We start from the raw sequence: 18,124 nt of genomic DNA, 5'->3' as shown, positions 1-18,124 counted from the left end.
CCGCCGGTTTGTGGGCGCTATACGGCTTGCTTCTCGGCTCGGGCGGTCGACGGGTACGCCTGGAGGAGCTTGTCCAGTTCCTGGTGGTACGACTCCACGTTGGCGACCTTGATCTGTTCGTATCCGCGGACGAGGTCGGGCAGTTCGGCGATCTGCACCGCCGCGGTGAGGCTGTGCGGGTTGAGTAGGTGAAGGAGTTGCTCGATGGTTTCGCGGTATTCGGTGATCAGCTCGCGTTCCATCTTCCGGATGTGGTGGTAGCCGAAGAGGTCGAGCTTGGTGCCGCGGATCTTGCGCATGCGGTGCAGGGTCCGGAATCCGGGGTTGATCCAGGATCCGAGTGAAAGCTTGTTCTTCATCCCCATGGCGCGCAGCACCGGGGGGTGTAGCCGGACGGACCGTTTCGCACTCTCACCGAAGGCGTCCTTGACGGCGGCGTCGAAGGCAGGATCCAAGGCCAGGCGTGCGACTTCGTACTCGTCCTTGTAGGCCATGAGCTTGAACAGGTTCTTCGCGACTGCCTCGGTCAGCGCGGTGGAGTGTCCGGCCAGCGCAGCCTCCTGCCTGCGTACCGATTCCACGAACTGGGCGTAGTCACAGGCGTAGTCGGTGTCCTGGTAGTCGATGAGTTCGGCGGTGCGCAGCCCGACGATGCGGGCGAGTTCGGAATCGGCTGCGGTCCGGACCGTGCCGGCGAGGGCGAGGGCCTGGGGGGACGGGGCGATCGGTTCGAAGTCGGCCCGCCGGTTGCCGTCGATGGCGGCGGTGAGGGCGTCGGGGTCCGCGATGGCCTGGCGGCCGCGGCGGAATGCCTGCAGGTTCGTCTCGATCGAGACACCGTTGAGGGTGATCGCCTGTTCGATTGCGGTCGCAGCGATGGGGAGGACACCGGTCTGGAAGGCGGCTCCGATCAGGAGCATGTTGGTGTACTGCTCGTCGTCGAACAGTTCACGCGAGAGCAGGGCCGGGTCGAGGTAGATCGCGCGGGAGGTGGCACCGTCGATGGCGCTGCGGATGGTGCTCAGTTCCGGGAAATGCACTGCGGTGTCGACGATCATCTGACCGGTGGGGATTTCGGTGGTGGAGACGACGGCGACGGTGTCGGAGCTGTTGGCCACCTTCAAGTTGTTGGGGTCGGTGGCGACGAGGGAGTCGCAGCCGAGGTAGAGACCGCAGCGGCCCTCGCCGATCTTCGAGGCGCCCTCGCGGGGTTCGGCGCTGAACTTCAGGTCCGACACCACGGCGCCGCCCTTTTGTGCCAGGCCGGTCTGGTCGAGGCTGCGGACGAACTTGCCGTCGATCACGGCGGCGGTGGCCAGGATCTGCGCGACGGTGATGACGCCGGTGCCGCCGACGCCCATGATCCGCATCCCGAACTGGTCGTCGATCGCCGGCACGTCGGGGTCGGTGATCAGGTCGGCGGCGATGGGCGGGACGGGTGTGCGTTGTTCCTTCGGGCCGGGGGTGATGGTCACGAAGGACGGGCAGTCCCCTTTCAGGCAGGAGTAGTCGAGGTTGCAGGAGGATTGGTGGATGGTGGTCTTGCGGCCGAATTCGGTGTCGGTGGGGTGCACCGACAGGCAGTTGGACTTCTCCCCGCAGTCGCCGCAGCCTTCGCAGATGCGTTCGTTGATCATCACCCGGGTGGTCGGGGTGGGCAGGGTGCCGCGCTTGCGTTTGCGGCGCTTCTCGGCGGCACATTCCTGGTCGTGTACCAGGACGGTGACCCCTGGGATCGTCGCCAGTTCCGTCTGAACGTCGACGAGGTCGTCCCGGTCCCGGATCTCGACGCCCTTGGGGAGTTTCAGTGAGCTGATGCGCTTACGGTCTTCGGTGGTGACCACTACCTTCTCGACGCCTTCGGCGAGGAGCAGCCGGGTGATCTGGTCCAGTGGCATGGCGCCGACCGGGTCCTGTCCGCCGGTCATGGCGACGGTGGCGTTGTAGAGCAGCTTGTAGGTCACGTTCTCTCCGGAGGCGACGGCGGCGCGCAGCGCCAGGCTGCCCGAGTGCATGAACGTTCCGTCGCCGATGTTCTGGATGAGGTGGTTTTCCTCGAGGAACGGGGCCATGCCGATCCATTGGGCGCCTTCGCCGCCCATCTGGGTCAGCCCGATCACGTCGCCGACCTGTTTGTCGTCCATCATCATCACCATGGCGTGGCAGCCGATTCCGCCGCCGATCAGCGCGTCGGGTGCCACTTTGGTCGAGGAGTTGTGCGGGCAGCCGGAGCAGAAGTAGGGGGTGCGGCTGAGCAGCGGCAGTGCGATTTTCGAGGTCCTGGGGCGCTGTTTCCACTGCTGGACCGGTTCGATGCAGTATTCGTCGCCCAGTCGGCGGCTGAGGGCGTTGGCGATCAGGTCGGCGTCGAGCTCTCCGAAGATGTTGATAAGGGATTTGCCGTTCGGGTCGGTCTTTCCGATGACAACCGGGGCGTTGGCACGCCGGTAGAGGATGTCGCGGACCGCGGTCTCGATAAAGGCACGTTTTTCCTCGAGGACGATGATCTCGCCGAGCCCCGTGGCGAACCGGTGCACGATCTCGGGGTCGACGGGGTAGATCATGCCGAGCTTGAGGATGCGGATCCCGTACCGGCGCAGGTCTGCCGGTCCGAGGCCGAACAGTGAGAGTGCCTCGCGCAGATCGAGATACGTCTTGCCGGAGGTGACGATGCCGATCCGGTCGTCGGGCCCGGACTGCACGATCTCGTTCAGTTTGTTGATGCGCGCGTAGTCGAGGGCGCGGGGCAGCCGGTCCATCATCTGGCTGCGTTCGAGGGTGAGCAGATTGGGGCCGACGAGGTTGGCGTTCGGGGTGTACGTGCTCGGTCCGATATCGCCGAAGCTGGGGTCGATCCGGTCCGGGTGCACGACGGCGGAGCTCGCGCCGTCGGCGACGGCGGTGACAATCTTCAGTCCCGACCACAGGCCGGTGAACCGGGACAGGAACGGTGCATGCAGCCCGTAGTCGAGCACCTCCTGGGAATCAGCCGGGTACAGGGTGGGGATGAGCAGATCCGCCATGGCAACCTCGGATGCGCACGCCAGGCTCGAGGACTTCCCGCCCGGGTCGTCGCCGACGAGGGCGACGGCGCCGCCGTGCGGATCGGTGCCGACGAGGTTGGCGTGGCGGATGGCGTCGGAGGCGCGGTCGAGACCGGGGGACTTGCCGTACCAGTACCCGGTGACCCCGTCCGAACGCAGGTGTCCGATCTGCGGTGCCATTTGGGTGCCGAGCACGGCGGTGGCGGCCAGTTCTTCGTTGACACCGGGACGGTGCACGAGGTCGTACTCGTCGAGAAGCTTGCGTTTGCGGGCGATCTCGAGGTCGTACCCGGCCAGCGGTGATCCTTCGTAGCCGGAGACGAAGGACGAGGTGCGGTGACCGCGCCGCCGGTCGAGGATGGCCCTGTCCCGCAGCACGCGTACCAACCCCTGGATGCCGGTCAGGTAGACCGATCCGTCTTCGAGGACGTAGCGGTCGTCGAGCGAGAACGTGGACGGGCGGGTCTGCATGGTGGAGGACAAGGCGGTGTTCCTTCGAGTGATTGTGGTCGGCGCGAGTCAGGCGGGGGCAGTGCCCGGGGCCAGCCCGGCGACGAGTTCTTCCAGCGTCGCGGCGGCGTCGATGCGGTCGATGAACGCGACCTCGGCCCGGTGAGCGTTCTCACAGAAGTCGACAACCCGTGGGACGTCGAAGAACGGGATCACGCACACCCCGTCGATGTCGGCGACGAGATAGTCGCCGGGGTTCACCAGGTGACCGCACAACGAGACCGGCCCGTTCATCTGCACCGTCTCGTAGCGGTAGCGGGCCGCGGCGGGCCGGCGTGCGGTACTCCACACCGGCAGCCCGCTCCCGATGATGGAGGCGGTGTCGCGGATCGCGCCGTCGACGACGCATCCGCCCATCTCCGCCTTCACGGCCCAGCGGGCGGACAGGGCGCCCATCACCGCGCCGGACGACGACCCCGAACAGTCCATGACTGCCACGTCGCCGGGACGGCCCAGGCCGTAGAGGTCGCGGTCGCCGAAGGTCGTGCCACGCCCGGCAACGCGGTTTCCGGTCACATCCCCACCGAGTGGGACATATCGGAGGGTTACCGCAGGGCCACACATGCGAGCATCGTTCGTCACCGGGTTCAGGTCGGTCGAATCGATCACCGCACCGACGCCGAGTTCGTCCAGGGCGTCGGCGACGGCGGATGCCGTGTCCGGGATCGACAGCAACCGGGTCGCATAGTCTTCGACATAGCGCGGGATCTCGGTGGTGAGGATCTTCGACGGCGGAACGGTGCCGGTCATGCGCGCTCGGCTGTTGGTGAGGTCGGTGTCAGCCACGGCCTGCTCCTTCCATCGCGACCCGGCGCGATGTCGGCAGGGTGCGCCGGCGGGCCGCCTCGTAGGTGTCGATGTCTTCGACGTCGCGCAGGGTCAGGCTGATGTCGTCGTAGCCGCCCAGCAGTCGCCAGCGGGCGTTGTCATCGAGGTCGAACGGGTAGGTGGCACCGGCCGCGCGGACCTCGCGCCGGACCAGGTCGACGGTGATCGGGAACTCGGGCCGTGCTTCGATCGTGTCCCAGAGTTCGTTGATCACCGACTGTGCGAGCGTCACCGTCAGCAGCCCGTTCTTCAGGGAGTTGCCGCGGAAGATGTCTCCGAACCGCGGGGCGAGAACGGCTTTGAAGCCGAAGTTCTGCAGCGCCCAGACCGCCATTTCCCGGGACGATCCGACGCCGAAGTTCTCCCCGGCCACCAGGATCGTCGCGTTCCGGTAGGTGGGTCGATTGAGCACGAACTCCGGGTCGAGGCGCCAATCGTGGAGCAGGGCGTCCTCATAGCCCTGCTTGGTCACCCCAGTGCAGAACCGCGCGGGGATGATCTGGTCGGTGTCGACATCGGAAACGCGCAGCGGTGCAGCGATTCCGGTGTGTTCGGTAAAACTGTTCATGGGTGGTCAGTCCTCCAGGTCTGCGGGCGCCGTGAGGCGTCCGGTGATCGCGGTCGCGGCGGCCACTGCGGGTGAGACCAGGTGCGTCATCACACCCCGCCCCTGCCGGCCCTCGAAGTTGCGGTTGTTGGTCGACGCCGCCCGCTGGCCCGGCCGCAGTCGGTCGTCGTTGAGCGCAACGCACATCGAGCACCCGGAGTACCGCAGCGGGGCACCGGCGGCGGCGAAGATCTCGTCGAGGCCTTCCTCGACGGCCTGGGCGCGGACGGCCTCCGACCCGGGAACGACGAGAACGTCGACACCGGGTGCGATGCGCCGGCCCTCCCACACGGCGGCCACCTCCCGCAGGTCCTCGATCCGGCCGTTGGTGCACGACCCGATGAACACCGCATCGACCGCGATGTCGCGCAGCGGCGTTCCCGGAGTCAGCTGCATGTAAGCCAGAGCGCGTTCGGCGGCGGCGCGATCCACCGCGTCGACGAAGGTGGTCGAGTCGGGGACGTTGGCGTGGAGTGGCAGGGACTGGGCAGGGTTGGTTCCCCAGGACACCCGCGGGGTGATGGTGGCGGCGTCGAGGTGCACTTCCTTGTCGAAGACGGCGTCGTCGTCGGAATGGAAGGTGCGCCAGTACGCGGCCTCCTCCTCGAACGCGGCCCCGGACGGCACGTGCGGGCGGCCGCGCAGATACTCGATGGTGACGTCGTCGGGGGCGATGAGACCGGCCCGGGCGCCGGCTTCGATGGACATGTTGCACACCGTCATCCGGCCTTCCATGGACAGCGCACGAATGGCCTCGCCCTGGTACTCGATGACGTGGCCCTGCCCGCCGCTGGTGCCGATCTGTTCGATCACCGCGAGGATGAGGTCCTTCGGCGTCGCGCCGGGCGGCAGCTGACCGTCGACGACCACGCGCATGTTCCTCATCGGCGCCATCGGCAGTGTCTGGGTGGCCAGAACGTGCTCGACCTGGCTGGTACCGATGCCGAAGGCGAGAACACCGAAAGCGCCGTGGGTGCTGGTGTGCGAGTCACAGCAGACCAGCGTCATCCCGGGCTGGGTCAGTCCGAGCTCGGGACCGATGACGTGCACGATGCCCCGCGCGGAATCACCGAGCGAGTACAACTCGATGCCGAAATCCCGGCAGTTGCGCCGAATGTGGTCGAGCTGCTCGACCGCGCCCGGGTCGGTGATCGTGCGCAGCACATCGTCGGTCGGTGTGTTGTGATCCTCGGTGCCCAGCGTCAGGTCGGGCCGGCGGACGGTGCGGCCGGCGGCACGCAGACCCGCAAACGCGGCAGGGGTGTTCACCTCGTGCAGCAGGTGCATGTCGATGTAGACCAAGTCCGGTTCACCCTCGGCGGAGCGCACGACGTGGCTCCTCCAGATCTTGTCCGCCAGCGTGTAGCCCATGGTCAGCGCCTGTCCCTTCCCGTAACCCACGTCCGCCTCCGGTGATGGAGGCGATGACGATGGCAAGCGGTGCATGCGGATCGAACGCTCGCCGATCGCACCGCCGTGCTCTATGTGACCCACAACATAGACAGGCCTGTGCCGTGAGATAAACCAAGAACCGAAAATTGCTACCAAGTGCTCAACGACTACGGTCGAATGCGCAGCCGAATGCGCATGTGGACCAATTTCTCACCCTCACGACAGGACTACCGATGGACGGCTTCGACAAACTCGACCTCGACCTGCTCCGACTCATCGTCGAAGAGCCCCGCGCGGGGGTGCGCGAGTACTCCCGCAGACTCAACATCGCCCGCAACACCGCCCAAGCCCGGATCAACAAACTGGAGAAGGCCGGTGTGATCGTGACCTGGCGCCCGCAGATCAACCTCGCCCCCCTCGGGTACGCCGTCATGGCCTTCGTGCACGTCCACATCGCCCAAAGCCAGGTCAACGAAACCCTGGAACGGCTCACCGCGATCCCGGAACTGATCGAGGCCAACACCGTCTCCGGCGAAGGGGACCTGTTGTGCCGCTTCGTCGCCCGGGACAACTCCCACTTCGAGGACGTCCTGCAGGCTGTCATGAAAACCGAGGGTGTGCTGCGGACCCGTTCCGAGATTGTCCTGAGTCGGCGAATCTGGCCGCGAACCATCCCGATCGTGGAGAAACTGCGGGCCGACAGCTGACCCTGCCCCCGATGCCCCTCCGTCGAGCCTATGGCTCGCTATACGCAAACCGGCTGAACGATCAGCACGACGAGCTCGACGATTGTGAGCCATTGGCTCAAACCTCGCGATGACGAGCCAGCCCTGTTGAGCATCTGGACGCATTCTCGCCGAGCGAGTTGATTCTGTGACAGCGATCACCCTTCAATAGCGATGTGCAGCGGCGCGCTACCTGCAGTCACCATGCGGGCACCGCCGCTATCGGCTCACTGCCACCGGCTTCACGCCGGGCGGCGGCCCGAATCCCCGGGCATCACCGAAAGGGTTATCTCGATGGTTTACTTCGTCTCGATCGCGGCGCTGATAGCGCTGTTCGCGATCGGCACCATGACCCCCATCAACATGGGCGTCCTGGCGTTCGCCGCCGCCTTCGTGATCGGGGGCTGGCTGTCCGGAATGTCCATGGACGACATCTTCGGGTTCTTTCCCGGCAGCATCTTCACCATCATCGTAGGAATCACCTTGCTGTTCGGGATCGCCCGGGTCAACGGCACCGTCGACCTGATCGTTTCCGGCGCCCTGAAACTTGTCCGCGGCAAACGCTGGGCCATCGTCTGGCTGATGTTCTTCCTCGGCGCCGGACTGATGACCATGGGCTCGGTACTCGCCGTCGGGATGCTCGCCCCCATTGCCATGCCGATCGCCAAGCGCTACAAGATCGACCCCCTGCTGATGGGCATGATGATCAGCCACGGCGTACTCGGTGCCGCCTTCTCCCCGATCACCGTCTACGGGGCATTCACCAACGGCTGGTTGCAGTCCGCGGGCCTGCCCACCAACCCGCTCGCCCTGTACCTGATTCCCCTCGGCTTGAGCTTCGTTCTCGCACTCGGCCTCTTCCTCGTCCGTGGCCGTGACCTGCTCCGCCCGGACGATCAGATCGTCGACGTCGACGACCTCATCGGCAGCGGCGAACCCTCGATCGCCGACGGCCCCGCGCCGGGGCCGCGAGGCGGTGACCTCGTTCCCTCCGGCGCGAGCGCCGGCCAGCACGCCACCTCCGCCCGACCCGGTGCCGGTCCGATGGTGGTAACGACCGGAGCACCGCAGCCGACCCGCGAGCCTGATCGGCTCGAGGAGATCGAGTCCACCGGGTTCACCCCGCTGCGCGTCCTGACCCTGATCGGAATGGTCGCCCTGCTTATCGGTTCGGCCGTGTTCCAGATCGACGTCGGCGTGTGCTCGATGGTCATCGCGGCCATCCTTCTTGTCATCGCCCCCAACAAGCACAAGCCAGCCGTCAACAACGTCACCTGGTCCGCCGTCCTCCTCGTCTGCGGAATGCTCACCTACATGAGCGTGCTCAAGGCCAACGGCACCCTCGAATTCCTCGGCGACGCGGCAGCGTCACTCGGATCGCCGCTGCTGACCGCCCTGATTCTCTGCTACGCCGTGGCCGCTGTGTCTGCGGTCGGCTCGTCCATCGGCACGCTCGGCATCGTCCTTCCCCTCGCCGCCCCGCTGCTGATGATGGGCGAGGTCGGCCTCATCGGTTTCGTCGCCGCCGTCTCGTTCTCCGCTGTCATCGTCGACGTCAGCCCCCTGTCGAGCAACGGCGTCATGGTCCTTGCCAACGCCCAGGTCCCCGACCGCGACAAGTTCCAACGCTCCCTCTTCAAATACACCGGCTACATCGTCCTCGTCGCCCCGATCCTCGCCTGGCTCTTCGTCGTACTCCCCACCTCGATGTAGTCCCGTCAATGACGACGTCTCCAGCGGCTGAAGCGCCGCGGCGCCCCATGTGGGGCGACCGGCGCTTCCCCTGTCCTCAGAGGCGCTAAGCCGGAATACCGATCGGCAGTCCATCGACGAGATATGCCGATCCTGCAGAACAGCAACCAAGCCGATCTGGAACATGAGTGAAGCCAGAGCCTGCGATTGGCCGGCGGTTCGGCCCGTCCGGTCAACGATTCTTACGGGATAGCGACCTAGATGAGGATTCCGACAAGAGAATCATGCACTTACACGACGTTGAGAACCCACAGGTCGGAAGCAGCGAGAAGTGACGCCGAGCCGTGGAACCTACACACGTTTCGGTTTCCAGATTCGTGTCGGTGGCGTGTCGGTTTCCACATTTCATGTCGGTCGGGACCAGACTTTGAGCCATGCCGTGGACCGATGCGGTCGAGGTCAGGTACGTGCCCGACAATGGAAGTGCTGTTGCGACGACGGCCGCTTCGGTTGACCCACGTCAGGTTGTTCGCGGACGGCCCATTCGGCAGGTTCGAAGTCACCACCGGCGGCGCTACGCGGGCTTGTTCTGGTCGGCCACCAACTGCGGCCATGCCGCGTATGAAGCTGACTGGAACTGGACCGTCTGTGGATGGCGGACTCTGCGCCGAAAGTGACGCGGATCGCCGCGCAACCGTCGTGACTGAGCGGACCCGACGGAGCAACTACGCGCAAACATGTGCCGGATCTGTTGCTTGAGAGCACCGATGGCGGCTTCACGGTTGTCGATGTCAAACCGGCGGAGTTCGCCAAGCGCGACGAGGCCGTGCGGGTGTTCGCGTGGAACGAACGGTGTGTGCGGCGCGAAGGCGGGCGTACGAGGTGTGGTCCGGTGAGGACGCGATTGTGCTGTAAGACGTTCACCGAACACGCATAACTTTGGGTAAAAGGCTCAACACTCTCGCTGGCCGTACGACTCGCCGCCGGCGGCGATGAAATGACCTGGGCGATTCGACCTGGCCGGCGGCGAACCAGTCGGTCAGCGGTCGATGGTGGCCATGTTCGTCTCGTCGTGGCGCTCGCCTGCCGCTGGGGTGAGGTTGTTCAGGCGGTCGAGCTGAGCGGCGCTGAGTTCGATGCCGTCGGCAGCGGTGTTCTCTTCGACCCGCGAGACCCGCCGGGTCCCGGGGATGGGGGCGATGTCGTCGCCGCGGGTCAGCAGCCACGCCAGCGCGGTCTGTGCCGGGGTGGCGCCGACCTCGGCGCCGATGGCTTGCACTTCGTCGACGATGCGCAGGTTGCGCTGGAAGTTCTCGCCGGTGAACCGCGGGTTGGTCTTGCGCCAATCGTCATCGGCGAAGTCGTCGACGGTGCGGATCTGCCCGGTCAGCAGGCCGTGCCCGAGCGGCGAGTAGGGAACGAACCCGATACCGAGCTCGCGCAGCAGCGGGAGCAGCTCGGCCTCGACGTCTCGGGTCCACAGAGAGTATTCGGTCTGCAGCGCGGCCACCGGATGCACGGCGTGCGCCCGGCGGATCGTCTCGGGGCCGGCCTCCGAGAGTCCGATGTGACGCACCTTGCCGTCGGCGACCAGATCGGCCAGCGCGCCGACGGTCTCCTCGATGGGCGTTTTCGGGTCGACGCGGTGCTGGTAATACAGGTCGATGTGATCGGTGCCCAGCCGCCTGAGCGATCCTTCGACCGCGGCCTTCACGTTTCCGGCGCTGCTGTCGATAACGCCCGGGCCGCCGCCGGCGTGGGAGACGAGACCGAATTTCGTCGCGATCACGACGTCGTCGCGCCGGCCCTTGATGGCCTTGCCGACGATGTCCTCGCTGTGGAAGGGACCGTAGATCTCGGCGGTGTCGATGTGGGTGACCCCGAGGTCCAGCGCCCGGTGGATGGTGCGGATCGACTCGGCGTCATCGAGCCCCCCGCCCGTGGTGTACGTGCCGGCCATGGTCATGGCTCCCAGGCCGATGCGGGAGACATCGAGCCCACCGAGGGATACGTGCTTCATCAGTTACTCCTTGTCGGGACGGCACGGAGTGGCCGTCCATAATTTCGAGGTCGTCACGGCACGCGGTGGCCGTCTGTTGGGGGATTTCGAGCTGGCCGTTGTCAGCTCGGGGTTCGTCGTTGGTGTTGCCGGGGTCAGGCGGCGGGGATCCGCAGGCTGAACCGGCCGCGCCTCGTCAGTGCTCCTGGGCCGCCGGCTCCAGGACGAGGACCGGGATCTCACGGCCCGTCTTCTTCTGGTATTCCGCGTAGTCCGGGAATGCTTCGACGGCTCGAGCCCACCACCCGGCCTTCTCGTCCCCCGCCACCTCGCGTGCCAGCATGTCCTGGCGCACCGGGCCGTCCTGAAGCTCGACCCGCGAATCGGCCAGCACGTTGTGGTACCAGACGGGGTGGTTGGGGGCTCCTGCCATGGAGGCGACCACGGCGTAGGAGCCGTCGTGCCCCACCCGCATGACCGGGGTCTTGCGGATCTTGCCGCTCTTCGCACCCAGGGTGGTCAGGATGACGACGGGCAGGTCCCGTAGCCTCTCGTCTTCTTCACATGCGACCAGGACACGCAGCGTCGTCCCTCGCGTACCACCGGAGCTCTCGTAGAGCTCCACCTGATCTCGCACGAATTGCGCCTTGCTCGGCTCATACTCGCCGTTGAGCGGCATGTTGCCTCCTCTGTGCTGTCGAAAAATTTCACCCGGCAACGGTCGTCCGCCTCGGCCGGGATTAGGGGCGTGATACTCAGGCGCGGGCGTCGTCGTAGGCCAGGCTGCCGCCCAGTTCGCGGGATGCCTCGGCCTGGGCGAGGAGTTCTTGTGCTTTGGTCTCGGCGGCCTCGATGGCATCCGCGCCGGCGACGAAGCGCTGCAGCGGCTTGTCCTGGCCGGCGAGAGTGAGCAGGGCGCGGGCGAGCTTGGCGGGGTCGCCGGGCTGCCGGCCGTTCATGCTCTTCATGCCCTCGATCCTCGGGGCGGTCCGCGGGGCGTAGTCGTCGATGGACAGCGCGGGCCAGATCGTGGAGCCGTCCACGAGGAGTTCGGTGCGGAAGTAGCCGGGTTCGACGACCGTGGTGTGGATGTTGTACGGCTCGACGTCGTAGCGCAGCGACTCCATCCAGCCCTCTTCTGCGAACTTGGAGGCAGCGTAGGCGGAGGTGAATTCACCGCCGACCAGGCCGGCGGTCGAGGTGATGGTGATGACGTGGCCGGCGCGCTGCCGGCGCATGATCGGCAGGACGGCGCGGGTGACGTTCATCGGACCGAACAGGTTCGTCTCGAACTGCCGGCGCATCTGCGCGGGCGAGATTTCCTCGAAGTAGCCGGTGAAGAGGTTCCCGGCATTGTTGATCAGCACGTCGATGCGACCGAAGTGATCGACCGCGGACTGCGCAGCGGCCTCGGCGTCCTCCAGGCTGGTGACATCCAACTTGGTGACCAGCAGATTGTCCTGCGGCCCGCCCAGGATCTTGTCGACCTCTGCTGGGCGGCGACCGGTAGCGACCACCTGATGACCGGCAGCGAGGGCCTCGCGGGCGATGTCCGTGCCCAGACCGCGTCCGGCACCAGTGACGAGAATGACCTTGCTCATGGGGGTCCTTTCAGGCGCCATGATCGGGCACCCGGTGTGTGCGGTGATGATGCGTGCGCCGCGGACGGCGCCGCGGACGGGCTGGAGACCGGCGGTACAAGCCCGCCGTATCCGAGCCGTTCGCACTGCCGTGGGCGGTGCACCACCAACAGAACCCGATGTCACGGGCGCGTGGGAGTCCCTGATGAGGGGGTCACTGACAGGGACCCCCAACCCGGCGGACGCGCTCGTAGAGTAAAGCCCATGGCAGGCACCGACCGTGACATCCGTGATGACTTCCGCGCGGAGATCCGGGAATTTCTGGGCACGCGACGGGCCAGGGTCACCCCCGAGCAGGCCGGACTGCCCCTCTACGGCGGAGACCGCCGACGGGTCACCGGGCTGCGCCGCGAGGAGGTCGCCCTGCTCGCGGGCATCTCCAGCGAGTACTACACCCGGCTCGAACGCGGCAACGCCACCGGCGTTTCCGAAAGCGTCATCGAGGGCATCGCGCGAGCGCTCCAGCTCGACGAGGCCGAACGAATCCACCTGCTCGACCTCCTGCGCGGCGCCGGCACAACCCGTCCACCACGCCGCCGGCCCGCCCAGCAGCGCGTCCGGCCCACAGTGCAGCGCGTCCTCGACTCAATGAGCGGCACACCCGCATTCGTCCTCAGCGGCCGCGGGGACATCCTGGCCGCCAACCATCTCGGGCGCGCGCTGTTCTCGCCGGTCTACGCCGACCCGGTGCGGCCGCCCAACAACGCCAGGTTCGTCTTTCTCAGCCCGCACGCGACCGAGTTCTTCCGCCACTGGGACGAGGTCGCAGGGGACACGGTCGCCATGCTGCGCGCCGAGGCCGGCCGTGATCTCTACGACCGGCGACTGACGGACCTGATCGGGGAGCTGTCCACCCGCAGCGAGGACTTCCGTCGCCGCTGGGCGGCCCACAACGTCCGGATGCACACCACCGGCGTCAAGCTCCTGCACCACCCGGTCGTCGGCGACCTCGACCTGCCCTTCGAGACCTTCCCACTCGGCGACGGCCCCAGCCAGTTCCTCCTCACCTACACCGCCGAGCCGGCGTCACCCTCGCAGGACGCGCTGAACCTGCTGGCCAGCTGGGCCGCGACCAACGACGACATCGAGCGGTCCGTGCCGGCCACCGATTCCGAGCCGGCCGACTCGGCCGAGACACCCGACTGAACAACGAGCCATGCGAGATGATGCGCGGCAACGTACGACGAAGTACCCGGAGAATTTGAACAGTCGGGCGACGCGCCTCGCGGTGGGGGGCGCGCCGCCCGATTCGTGGGGCACGGGTCGGCTCCGGATGCCGTACCACGAAACAGCTCGGCACCCGTAGCACTACGCAACTGGGCGTGCCAGGCCGAGATCGGCGACACAGAGCGGTCGCCGAACCTGACCAGGGAGAGCATCCGCCTCCTGGATACCGTTCACTCGCCGGGACGCGCCATGATGGTCCTGGTGTGCAATTCCTCCGCGCCGCCGGTTCAGCTCGGCGTCGCCTTCGGGTGCCGCAGCAGTAGTTCGCGTTATGGGCAGAGCGGATCGAGACGATCAGTGCCAAGTGAAACGCCCTCGCGGACGATGCTCCGATCGGCGCCGTGTGGGCGCCGCGCTCTGGATCTCGTTGGACCGCTGCAGCTTCCCGGTTTCACACTGTTCGGTCGACGATCTGCATGTTCGCGTCATCCATGCGTTCTCCGTACACGGTGATCGCCGAGAGCTGATTGTCGATCTCACGAAGATCCTCCGGTGTCAGCTGAACATCGAGGGCTCCCATGTTCTCGTTCAGGTGATCAACGTTGCGTGTACCCGGGATGGGGACGATGAACGACTTCTGCGCCATCAGCCATGCAAGCGCAATCTGAGCCGGTGTCGCGTTCTTCTTCTCGGCAAACCGTTTCAGCATGTCGACGAACGGCATATTCGCTGCCAGATTCTGAGGAGTGAAGCGCGGGAACCGGGATCGAAGGTCCGTTGCCGGGTCGAACTGAGCACGAGCATCGATCTTCCCGGTCAGATAGCCCTCTCCCAGCGGAGCCCACGGGACGAAGCCGATTCCCAACTCCTCGCACGCGCCGAGTACGCCATTCTGTTCAACATCTCGCGTCCAGACCGAGTACTCACTCTGAACTGCCGTCACCGGCTGCACGGCATGCGCGCGGCGGATCGTTACCGCGCTCGCCTCGGAGAGACCGAAGTGCAGAACCTTGCCCTCATCGATCAGATCCTTGACGGCACCGGCCACCTCTTCGACCGGCACATTCGGATCCACCCGGTGTTGGTAGTAGAGATCGATCCGGTCGGTTCTGAGGCGCCGAAGTGACCCCTCGACCACTCGTTTGATGTGATCCGGTCGACTGAGCGGTCCACCCGAACCCTCGACGTCGAAACCGAACTTGCTCGCGATGGCCACCTCGTCGCGGAATGGTACGAGTGCTTCCCCGACAAGCTCTTCGCTCGTATACGGCCCGTACACCTCGGCTGTATCGAAGAACGTCACGCCGTGCTCATGTGCCGCGCGAATGGCGTTGATGCCCTGGGTCTTGTTCGCGGGGGGTCCGTAGTTTGCGCTGATGCTCATGCAGCCCGCCCCGATTTCCGAGACCGTCAATGCTCCGAGACTTCGTGTTCTCATCGAGTTGCTGCTCCTGGTGGTTTCCACGGGCTGATCCGAGCATGCGGCCAACAACGACGGCCCGGCGACGAGACCTGCGCCGAGCAGGGCAGCTTTAGTGACAAAGTCCCGGCGATTGATACCGCGGATCCTTCTCTTCTCAGCCATTGCGGGCGTCTCCTTCATGTTCGCCGGTGCCGATCAAGTGGTGGCAGCCACGTCCTTCGCGGTCTGTGACCAGGGAACCTGAGATACCGGGACGGTGGCAGTGCCTGGTTATCCATGCACTGACAGACCACCCCTACGCATGGTCGGGGACCGTAGGCTGGCTTCGTGGACAGCAGGAACGACATTCGCGAATTCCTGGCCTCCAGGCGGGCCAGGATCACCCCTCAGCAAGCGGGCCTAGCCACCTACGGTCGGCGGCGTGTGCCGGGACTGCGCCGTGAAGAAGTCGCCATGCTCGCCGGCGTCAGCACCGACTACTACGCCCGCCTGGAACGCGGAAGCCTCACCGGGGTGTCCGATAGTGTGCTCGACGCCCTCGCCCGTGCCCTGCAACTCGACGAAGCCGAACACGCACATTTGTACGACCTGGCCCACGCCGCCAACGCCACAGCCCGCACCCGCCGCCGCCCTGCCCCGCCGCAGCAGGTTCGTTCCAGCGTGCAACGGATTCTCGACGGCATGACCGCTCTACCCGCGATCGTGATGAACGCGCGCCTGGATATTCTGTCGGCCAACCGGCTCGGATATGCCCTGTACTCCGCGGTGTATGCCGACCCGGTCCGACCCGTGAATCTCGCCAGGTTCTGTTTTCTCGACCCGCAGGCAAGAGCGATCTATCCGAAGTGGGACGATGCGGCGGACATCACCGTGGCCATGCTGCGCACCGAAGCCGGGCGCAACCCCTACGACCGTGGCCTGACCGACCTCGTCGGAGAACTGTCCACCCGCAGCGACACGTTCCGGAACCGCTGGGCCACCCACAACGTGCGACTACACCGATTCGGCGTTAAACGATTCCATCATCCCGCAGTCGGCGGCCTGAGCCTCACCTTCGACGTCATGGAACTTCCTGCCGACACCGGCCTAACCCTCACCGCATACAGCGCCGAACCCAACAGCCCCTCCCATGACGGACTGACGCTTCTCGCCAACTGGGCCTCGACGATGGACCAAACCGGTCAGACAGAAACGAATTTCACCACAGATCAACGAAATCTCTGATGGGGCGGACTGAGTAGTTGGATTCGTAAGTTTGTCGGGGCCATACCGCCTGCAGGGCTTCGGTGCCGAGCAGGTCGCGATGCGCGACGGTGTAGCTGGCCATCTTGTCGGTGACCAGCACCAGCGGCACGTATCGCAGGCCCTTGGGCAGCCTACGGAAGAATCGTTTGGCAGCCTTGGCATTGCGGCGGGACTGCACCAGTACGTCGAGCACGTTGCCGTGCTGGTCGACCGCCCGCCACAAGTAGCGTTGTTCGCCATCGATCCTCATAAAGACCTCGGCGAGGTGCCACTTATCGCCCGGTCGGGCCGAGCGGTGCCGCAGCTGGCTCGCCCAGTCCTGCCCGAACTTCGCGCACCAGCGCCGGATCGTCTCGTAGGACATCACGACACCGCGTTCGAGCATCATCTCCTCCACATCGCGGAAGCTGAGGCTGAAGCGGAAGTACAACCACACGCAGCGCTGGATGATGTCGACCGGGAAGCGGTGACGCTTGTACGACGGCGCTGCGGTGTTCACCAAGCCGATCCTGCCAGCCGGACCCCACTACCGTTAACGTGACAATGCCGTTGAACTCGAGGAGAACTGGCATGCGCAGGCACACGCACGGCCGCAACATTGCTCGATGCGATCACCGCCAAATCCTGGCGGATTAAAACCTTCACCTCGCCGAGGCCAGTACCGTCATGCAGACCGGCGACTACGGAATCAGCCCCAGCCGGCGGGCACGGGAAACTGCCTCATGCCGGGTGTGGGTGCCGAGCTTTACTGCGGCACCACGCAAGTAACCCTTCACGGTCTCAGGCCGCAGGGACAGCCGTTCGGCGACCTGCTTATTGGTGCACCCCAGCGCGACCTGAGCCAGCACATCGATCTCCCGGCCGGTCAACGGCCCCGTGCTGGCGGGAGCCTCTCTCGCCAACGCCCGCAACAACTCATCGGCCAGCAACCGCAGCTGCCCACCCGTGGCAGGTTCGGGATCGGCCGCCAACCGGCGCAGCTCGGCATGCACCTCCCGGACCCCCTCGACATCAACCCCCGCCTCACCCGAATCAACTAGCTGCGACTGCTGCATCAACAGGCGGCGGTCCACCTCGTCGCGGATCTGCAACTCCTGGCCCAGCCGACGCGCCGAATCGACCATCAGATCGGCGATGGAGCCGCCGAACGGCGCGGCCGTACGGTAGGCGCCATAGAGAATCGCTCGCGGCATCCCGTCGACCAGCACCGGCACGGCCAGCACTGATCTGATTCCCTCCGACAGCACCGGGGTGTCGTAATCATGGGTGATGCTCGCTGCGGAGTGGTAGTCGGCGACGGACAGCGGACGACCGGCAACCATGCTGGCTCCACCGAGCCCCGATCGCGACCGCACCACCAACCCGCGCAGCACGCCGGTCCTGGTGCCGACAAGCTCGCTGACCAGCAGCGAGTCGCCTTGCACCTCACCGCCGAACAACACCGGCACGGAGCCCTGCAAGGCGACCTGCCGCAACGCCGCTCGCAGCGCATCCGTGTCGCGCGGCCTCAGTAAAGACGAATGGGCAGTCACGGTTACCTCTTCCGAACCGGCGGAATTGTGACCCAGATCATATCGGGATGAATAGTTACCAACGACGTAGTTTCGCTTGCGCCTGACAGGCATCGGACTACCGTCCTATCGCCGTCCACCGCGATCAGGAAGAGAGGTCCTGCGTATTCCTGCGCTGGGTCGCGCGCACCGTTGCCGACGCGATCCATAGCTGGCCGGTGGCAAGGAATTCGGTCATGACGCGTATTCTTTCGTGTCGGTGGTGTCGGTGTGCGGGGTGACTCGTGCGAGCAGCTGGTCGACCATCACCTGGTCACCGGGTGCGACGAGGATGTCGACGA

At 65.8% G+C, this 18,124-nt stretch carries 13 protein-coding genes and 1 pseudogene; 4 read left to right on the top strand and 10 right to left on the bottom strand.

The genetic code is table 11. The annotated features are described in order from the left end of the window. Window positions 1-17: 17 nt before the first annotated feature. From ACFVJ3_RS40240 to leuC, 4 genes are read right to left on the bottom strand one after another with little or no spacing between them, the layout of a single operon-like run. Window positions 18-3,527: an indolepyruvate ferredoxin oxidoreductase family protein gene (locus tag ACFVJ3_RS40240; RefSeq protein ID WP_378457375.1), complete on the bottom strand. Its 3,510-nt coding sequence runs from the start codon at window positions 3,525-3,527 to the stop codon at window positions 18-20. A gap of 36 nt (window positions 3,528-3,563) precedes the next feature. Next, complete coding sequence (locus tag ACFVJ3_RS40235; protein WP_378457374.1) at window positions 3,564-4,340, bottom strand: RraA family protein; 777 nt, start codon at window positions 4,338-4,340, stop codon at window positions 3,564-3,566. Then, complete coding sequence (gene leuD, locus ACFVJ3_RS40230; protein WP_378457373.1) at window positions 4,333-4,950, bottom strand: 3-isopropylmalate dehydratase small subunit; 618 nt, start codon at window positions 4,948-4,950, stop codon at window positions 4,333-4,335. The genes ACFVJ3_RS40235 and leuD overlap by 8 nt, the downstream gene beginning before the upstream one ends. A gap of 6 nt (window positions 4,951-4,956) precedes the next feature. Beyond that, complete coding sequence (gene leuC, locus ACFVJ3_RS40225; RefSeq protein ID WP_378457372.1) at window positions 4,957-6,390, bottom strand: 3-isopropylmalate dehydratase large subunit; 1,434 nt, start codon at window positions 6,388-6,390, stop codon at window positions 4,957-4,959. A 224-nt stretch (window positions 6,391-6,614) separates the two neighbouring features. Here leuC and ACFVJ3_RS40220 point away from each other — a divergent pair, with 224 nt between their 5' ends. Further along, window positions 6,615-7,088, top strand: a complete 474-nt coding sequence (locus ACFVJ3_RS40220; protein WP_378457371.1) for an Lrp/AsnC family transcriptional regulator — start codon at window positions 6,615-6,617, stop codon at window positions 7,086-7,088. Between the two features lie 192 nt (window positions 7,089-7,280). Beyond that, window positions 7,281-8,819: an SLC13 family permease gene (locus tag ACFVJ3_RS40215; RefSeq protein ID WP_378457370.1), complete on the top strand. Its 1,539-nt coding sequence runs from the start codon at window positions 7,281-7,283 to the stop codon at window positions 8,817-8,819. Between the two features lie 1,018 nt (window positions 8,820-9,837). Here the strand turns inward: ACFVJ3_RS40215 and ACFVJ3_RS40210 are convergent. From ACFVJ3_RS40210 to ACFVJ3_RS40200, 3 genes are all read right to left on the bottom strand, one after another. Beyond that, window positions 9,838-10,818: an aldo/keto reductase gene (locus ACFVJ3_RS40210; protein ID WP_378457369.1), complete on the bottom strand. Its 981-nt coding sequence runs from the start codon at window positions 10,816-10,818 to the stop codon at window positions 9,838-9,840. 175 nt (window positions 10,819-10,993) lie between these two features. Next, window positions 10,994-11,476: a nitroreductase family deazaflavin-dependent oxidoreductase gene (locus tag ACFVJ3_RS40205; RefSeq protein ID WP_378457368.1), complete on the bottom strand. Its 483-nt coding sequence runs from the start codon at window positions 11,474-11,476 to the stop codon at window positions 10,994-10,996. 76 nt (window positions 11,477-11,552) lie between these two features. Then, window positions 11,553-12,398 carry an SDR family oxidoreductase gene (locus ACFVJ3_RS40200; RefSeq protein ID WP_378457367.1) on the bottom strand — a complete coding sequence of 282 codons (846 nt, stop codon included), beginning with the start codon at window positions 12,396-12,398 and terminating at the stop codon, window positions 11,553-11,555. 243 nt (window positions 12,399-12,641) lie between these two features. Between ACFVJ3_RS40200 and ACFVJ3_RS40195 the strand changes: the two genes are divergently transcribed. Beyond that, entirely contained in the window at window positions 12,642-13,583 is a 942-nt protein-coding gene (locus tag ACFVJ3_RS40195; protein ID WP_378457366.1) for a helix-turn-helix domain-containing protein, read from the top strand. A gap of 472 nt (window positions 13,584-14,055) precedes the next feature. On the opposite strand, the gene ACFVJ3_RS40190 is transcribed toward ACFVJ3_RS40195, so the two are convergent. Further along, entirely contained in the window at window positions 14,056-15,189 is a 1,134-nt protein-coding gene (locus ACFVJ3_RS40190; protein ID WP_378457365.1) for an aldo/keto reductase, read from the bottom strand. Window positions 15,190-15,354: 165 nt separating this feature from the next. Between ACFVJ3_RS40190 and ACFVJ3_RS40185 the strand changes: the two genes are divergently transcribed. Beyond that, window positions 15,355-16,251 (top strand): helix-turn-helix transcriptional regulator, encoded by an 897-nt coding sequence (locus ACFVJ3_RS40185; RefSeq protein WP_378457364.1) that lies wholly within the window; start codon window positions 15,355-15,357, stop codon window positions 16,249-16,251. Window positions 16,252-16,312: 61 nt separating this feature from the next. Here the strand turns inward: ACFVJ3_RS40185 and ACFVJ3_RS40180 are convergent. Further along, window positions 16,313-16,771, bottom strand: a pseudogene (locus ACFVJ3_RS40180) (IS6 family transposase); the annotation flags it as partial. Window positions 16,772-16,952: 181 nt separating this feature from the next. After that, window positions 16,953-17,804, bottom strand: a complete 852-nt coding sequence (locus ACFVJ3_RS40175) for a LuxR C-terminal-related transcriptional regulator (RefSeq protein WP_378457407.1) — start codon at window positions 17,802-17,804, stop codon at window positions 16,953-16,955. Window positions 17,805-18,124: the final 320 nt, after the last annotated feature.

The sequence above is a fragment of the Rhodococcus sp. NPDC127593 genome (genome assembly GCF_042671975.1).
Classification (GTDB): domain Bacteria; phylum Actinomycetota; class Actinomycetes; order Mycobacteriales; family Mycobacteriaceae; genus Rhodococcus_F.
The sequence above is the reverse complement of the archived record's forward strand: the minus strand, read 5'-3'. Positions and strand labels throughout refer to the sequence as shown.

Coding starts and splice junctions, on each gene's coding strand:
- leuD (WP_378457373.1), bottom strand. CDS start 4,950: ATGAACAGTTTTACCGAACACACCGGAATCGCTGCACCGCTGCGCGTT.
- ACFVJ3_RS40220 (WP_378457371.1), top strand. CDS start 6,615: ATGGACGGCTTCGACAAACTCGACCTCGACCTGCTCCGACTCATCGTC.
- ACFVJ3_RS40215 (WP_378457370.1), top strand. CDS start 7,281: ATGTGCAGCGGCGCGCTACCTGCAGTCACCATGCGGGCACCGCCGCTA.
- ACFVJ3_RS40210 (WP_378457369.1), bottom strand. CDS start 10,818: ATGAAGCACGTATCCCTCGGTGGGCTCGATGTCTCCCGCATCGGCCTG.
- ACFVJ3_RS40205 (WP_378457368.1), bottom strand. CDS start 11,476: ATGCCGCTCAACGGCGAGTATGAGCCGAGCAAGGCGCAATTCGTGCGA.
- ACFVJ3_RS40200 (WP_378457367.1), bottom strand. CDS start 12,398: ATGAGCAAGGTCATTCTCGTCACTGGTGCCGGACGCGGTCTGGGCACG.
- ACFVJ3_RS40195 (WP_378457366.1), top strand. CDS start 12,642: ATGGCAGGCACCGACCGTGACATCCGTGATGACTTCCGCGCGGAGATC.
- ACFVJ3_RS40190 (WP_378457365.1), bottom strand. CDS start 15,189: ATGGCTGAGAAGAGAAGGATCCGCGGTATCAATCGCCGGGACTTTGTC.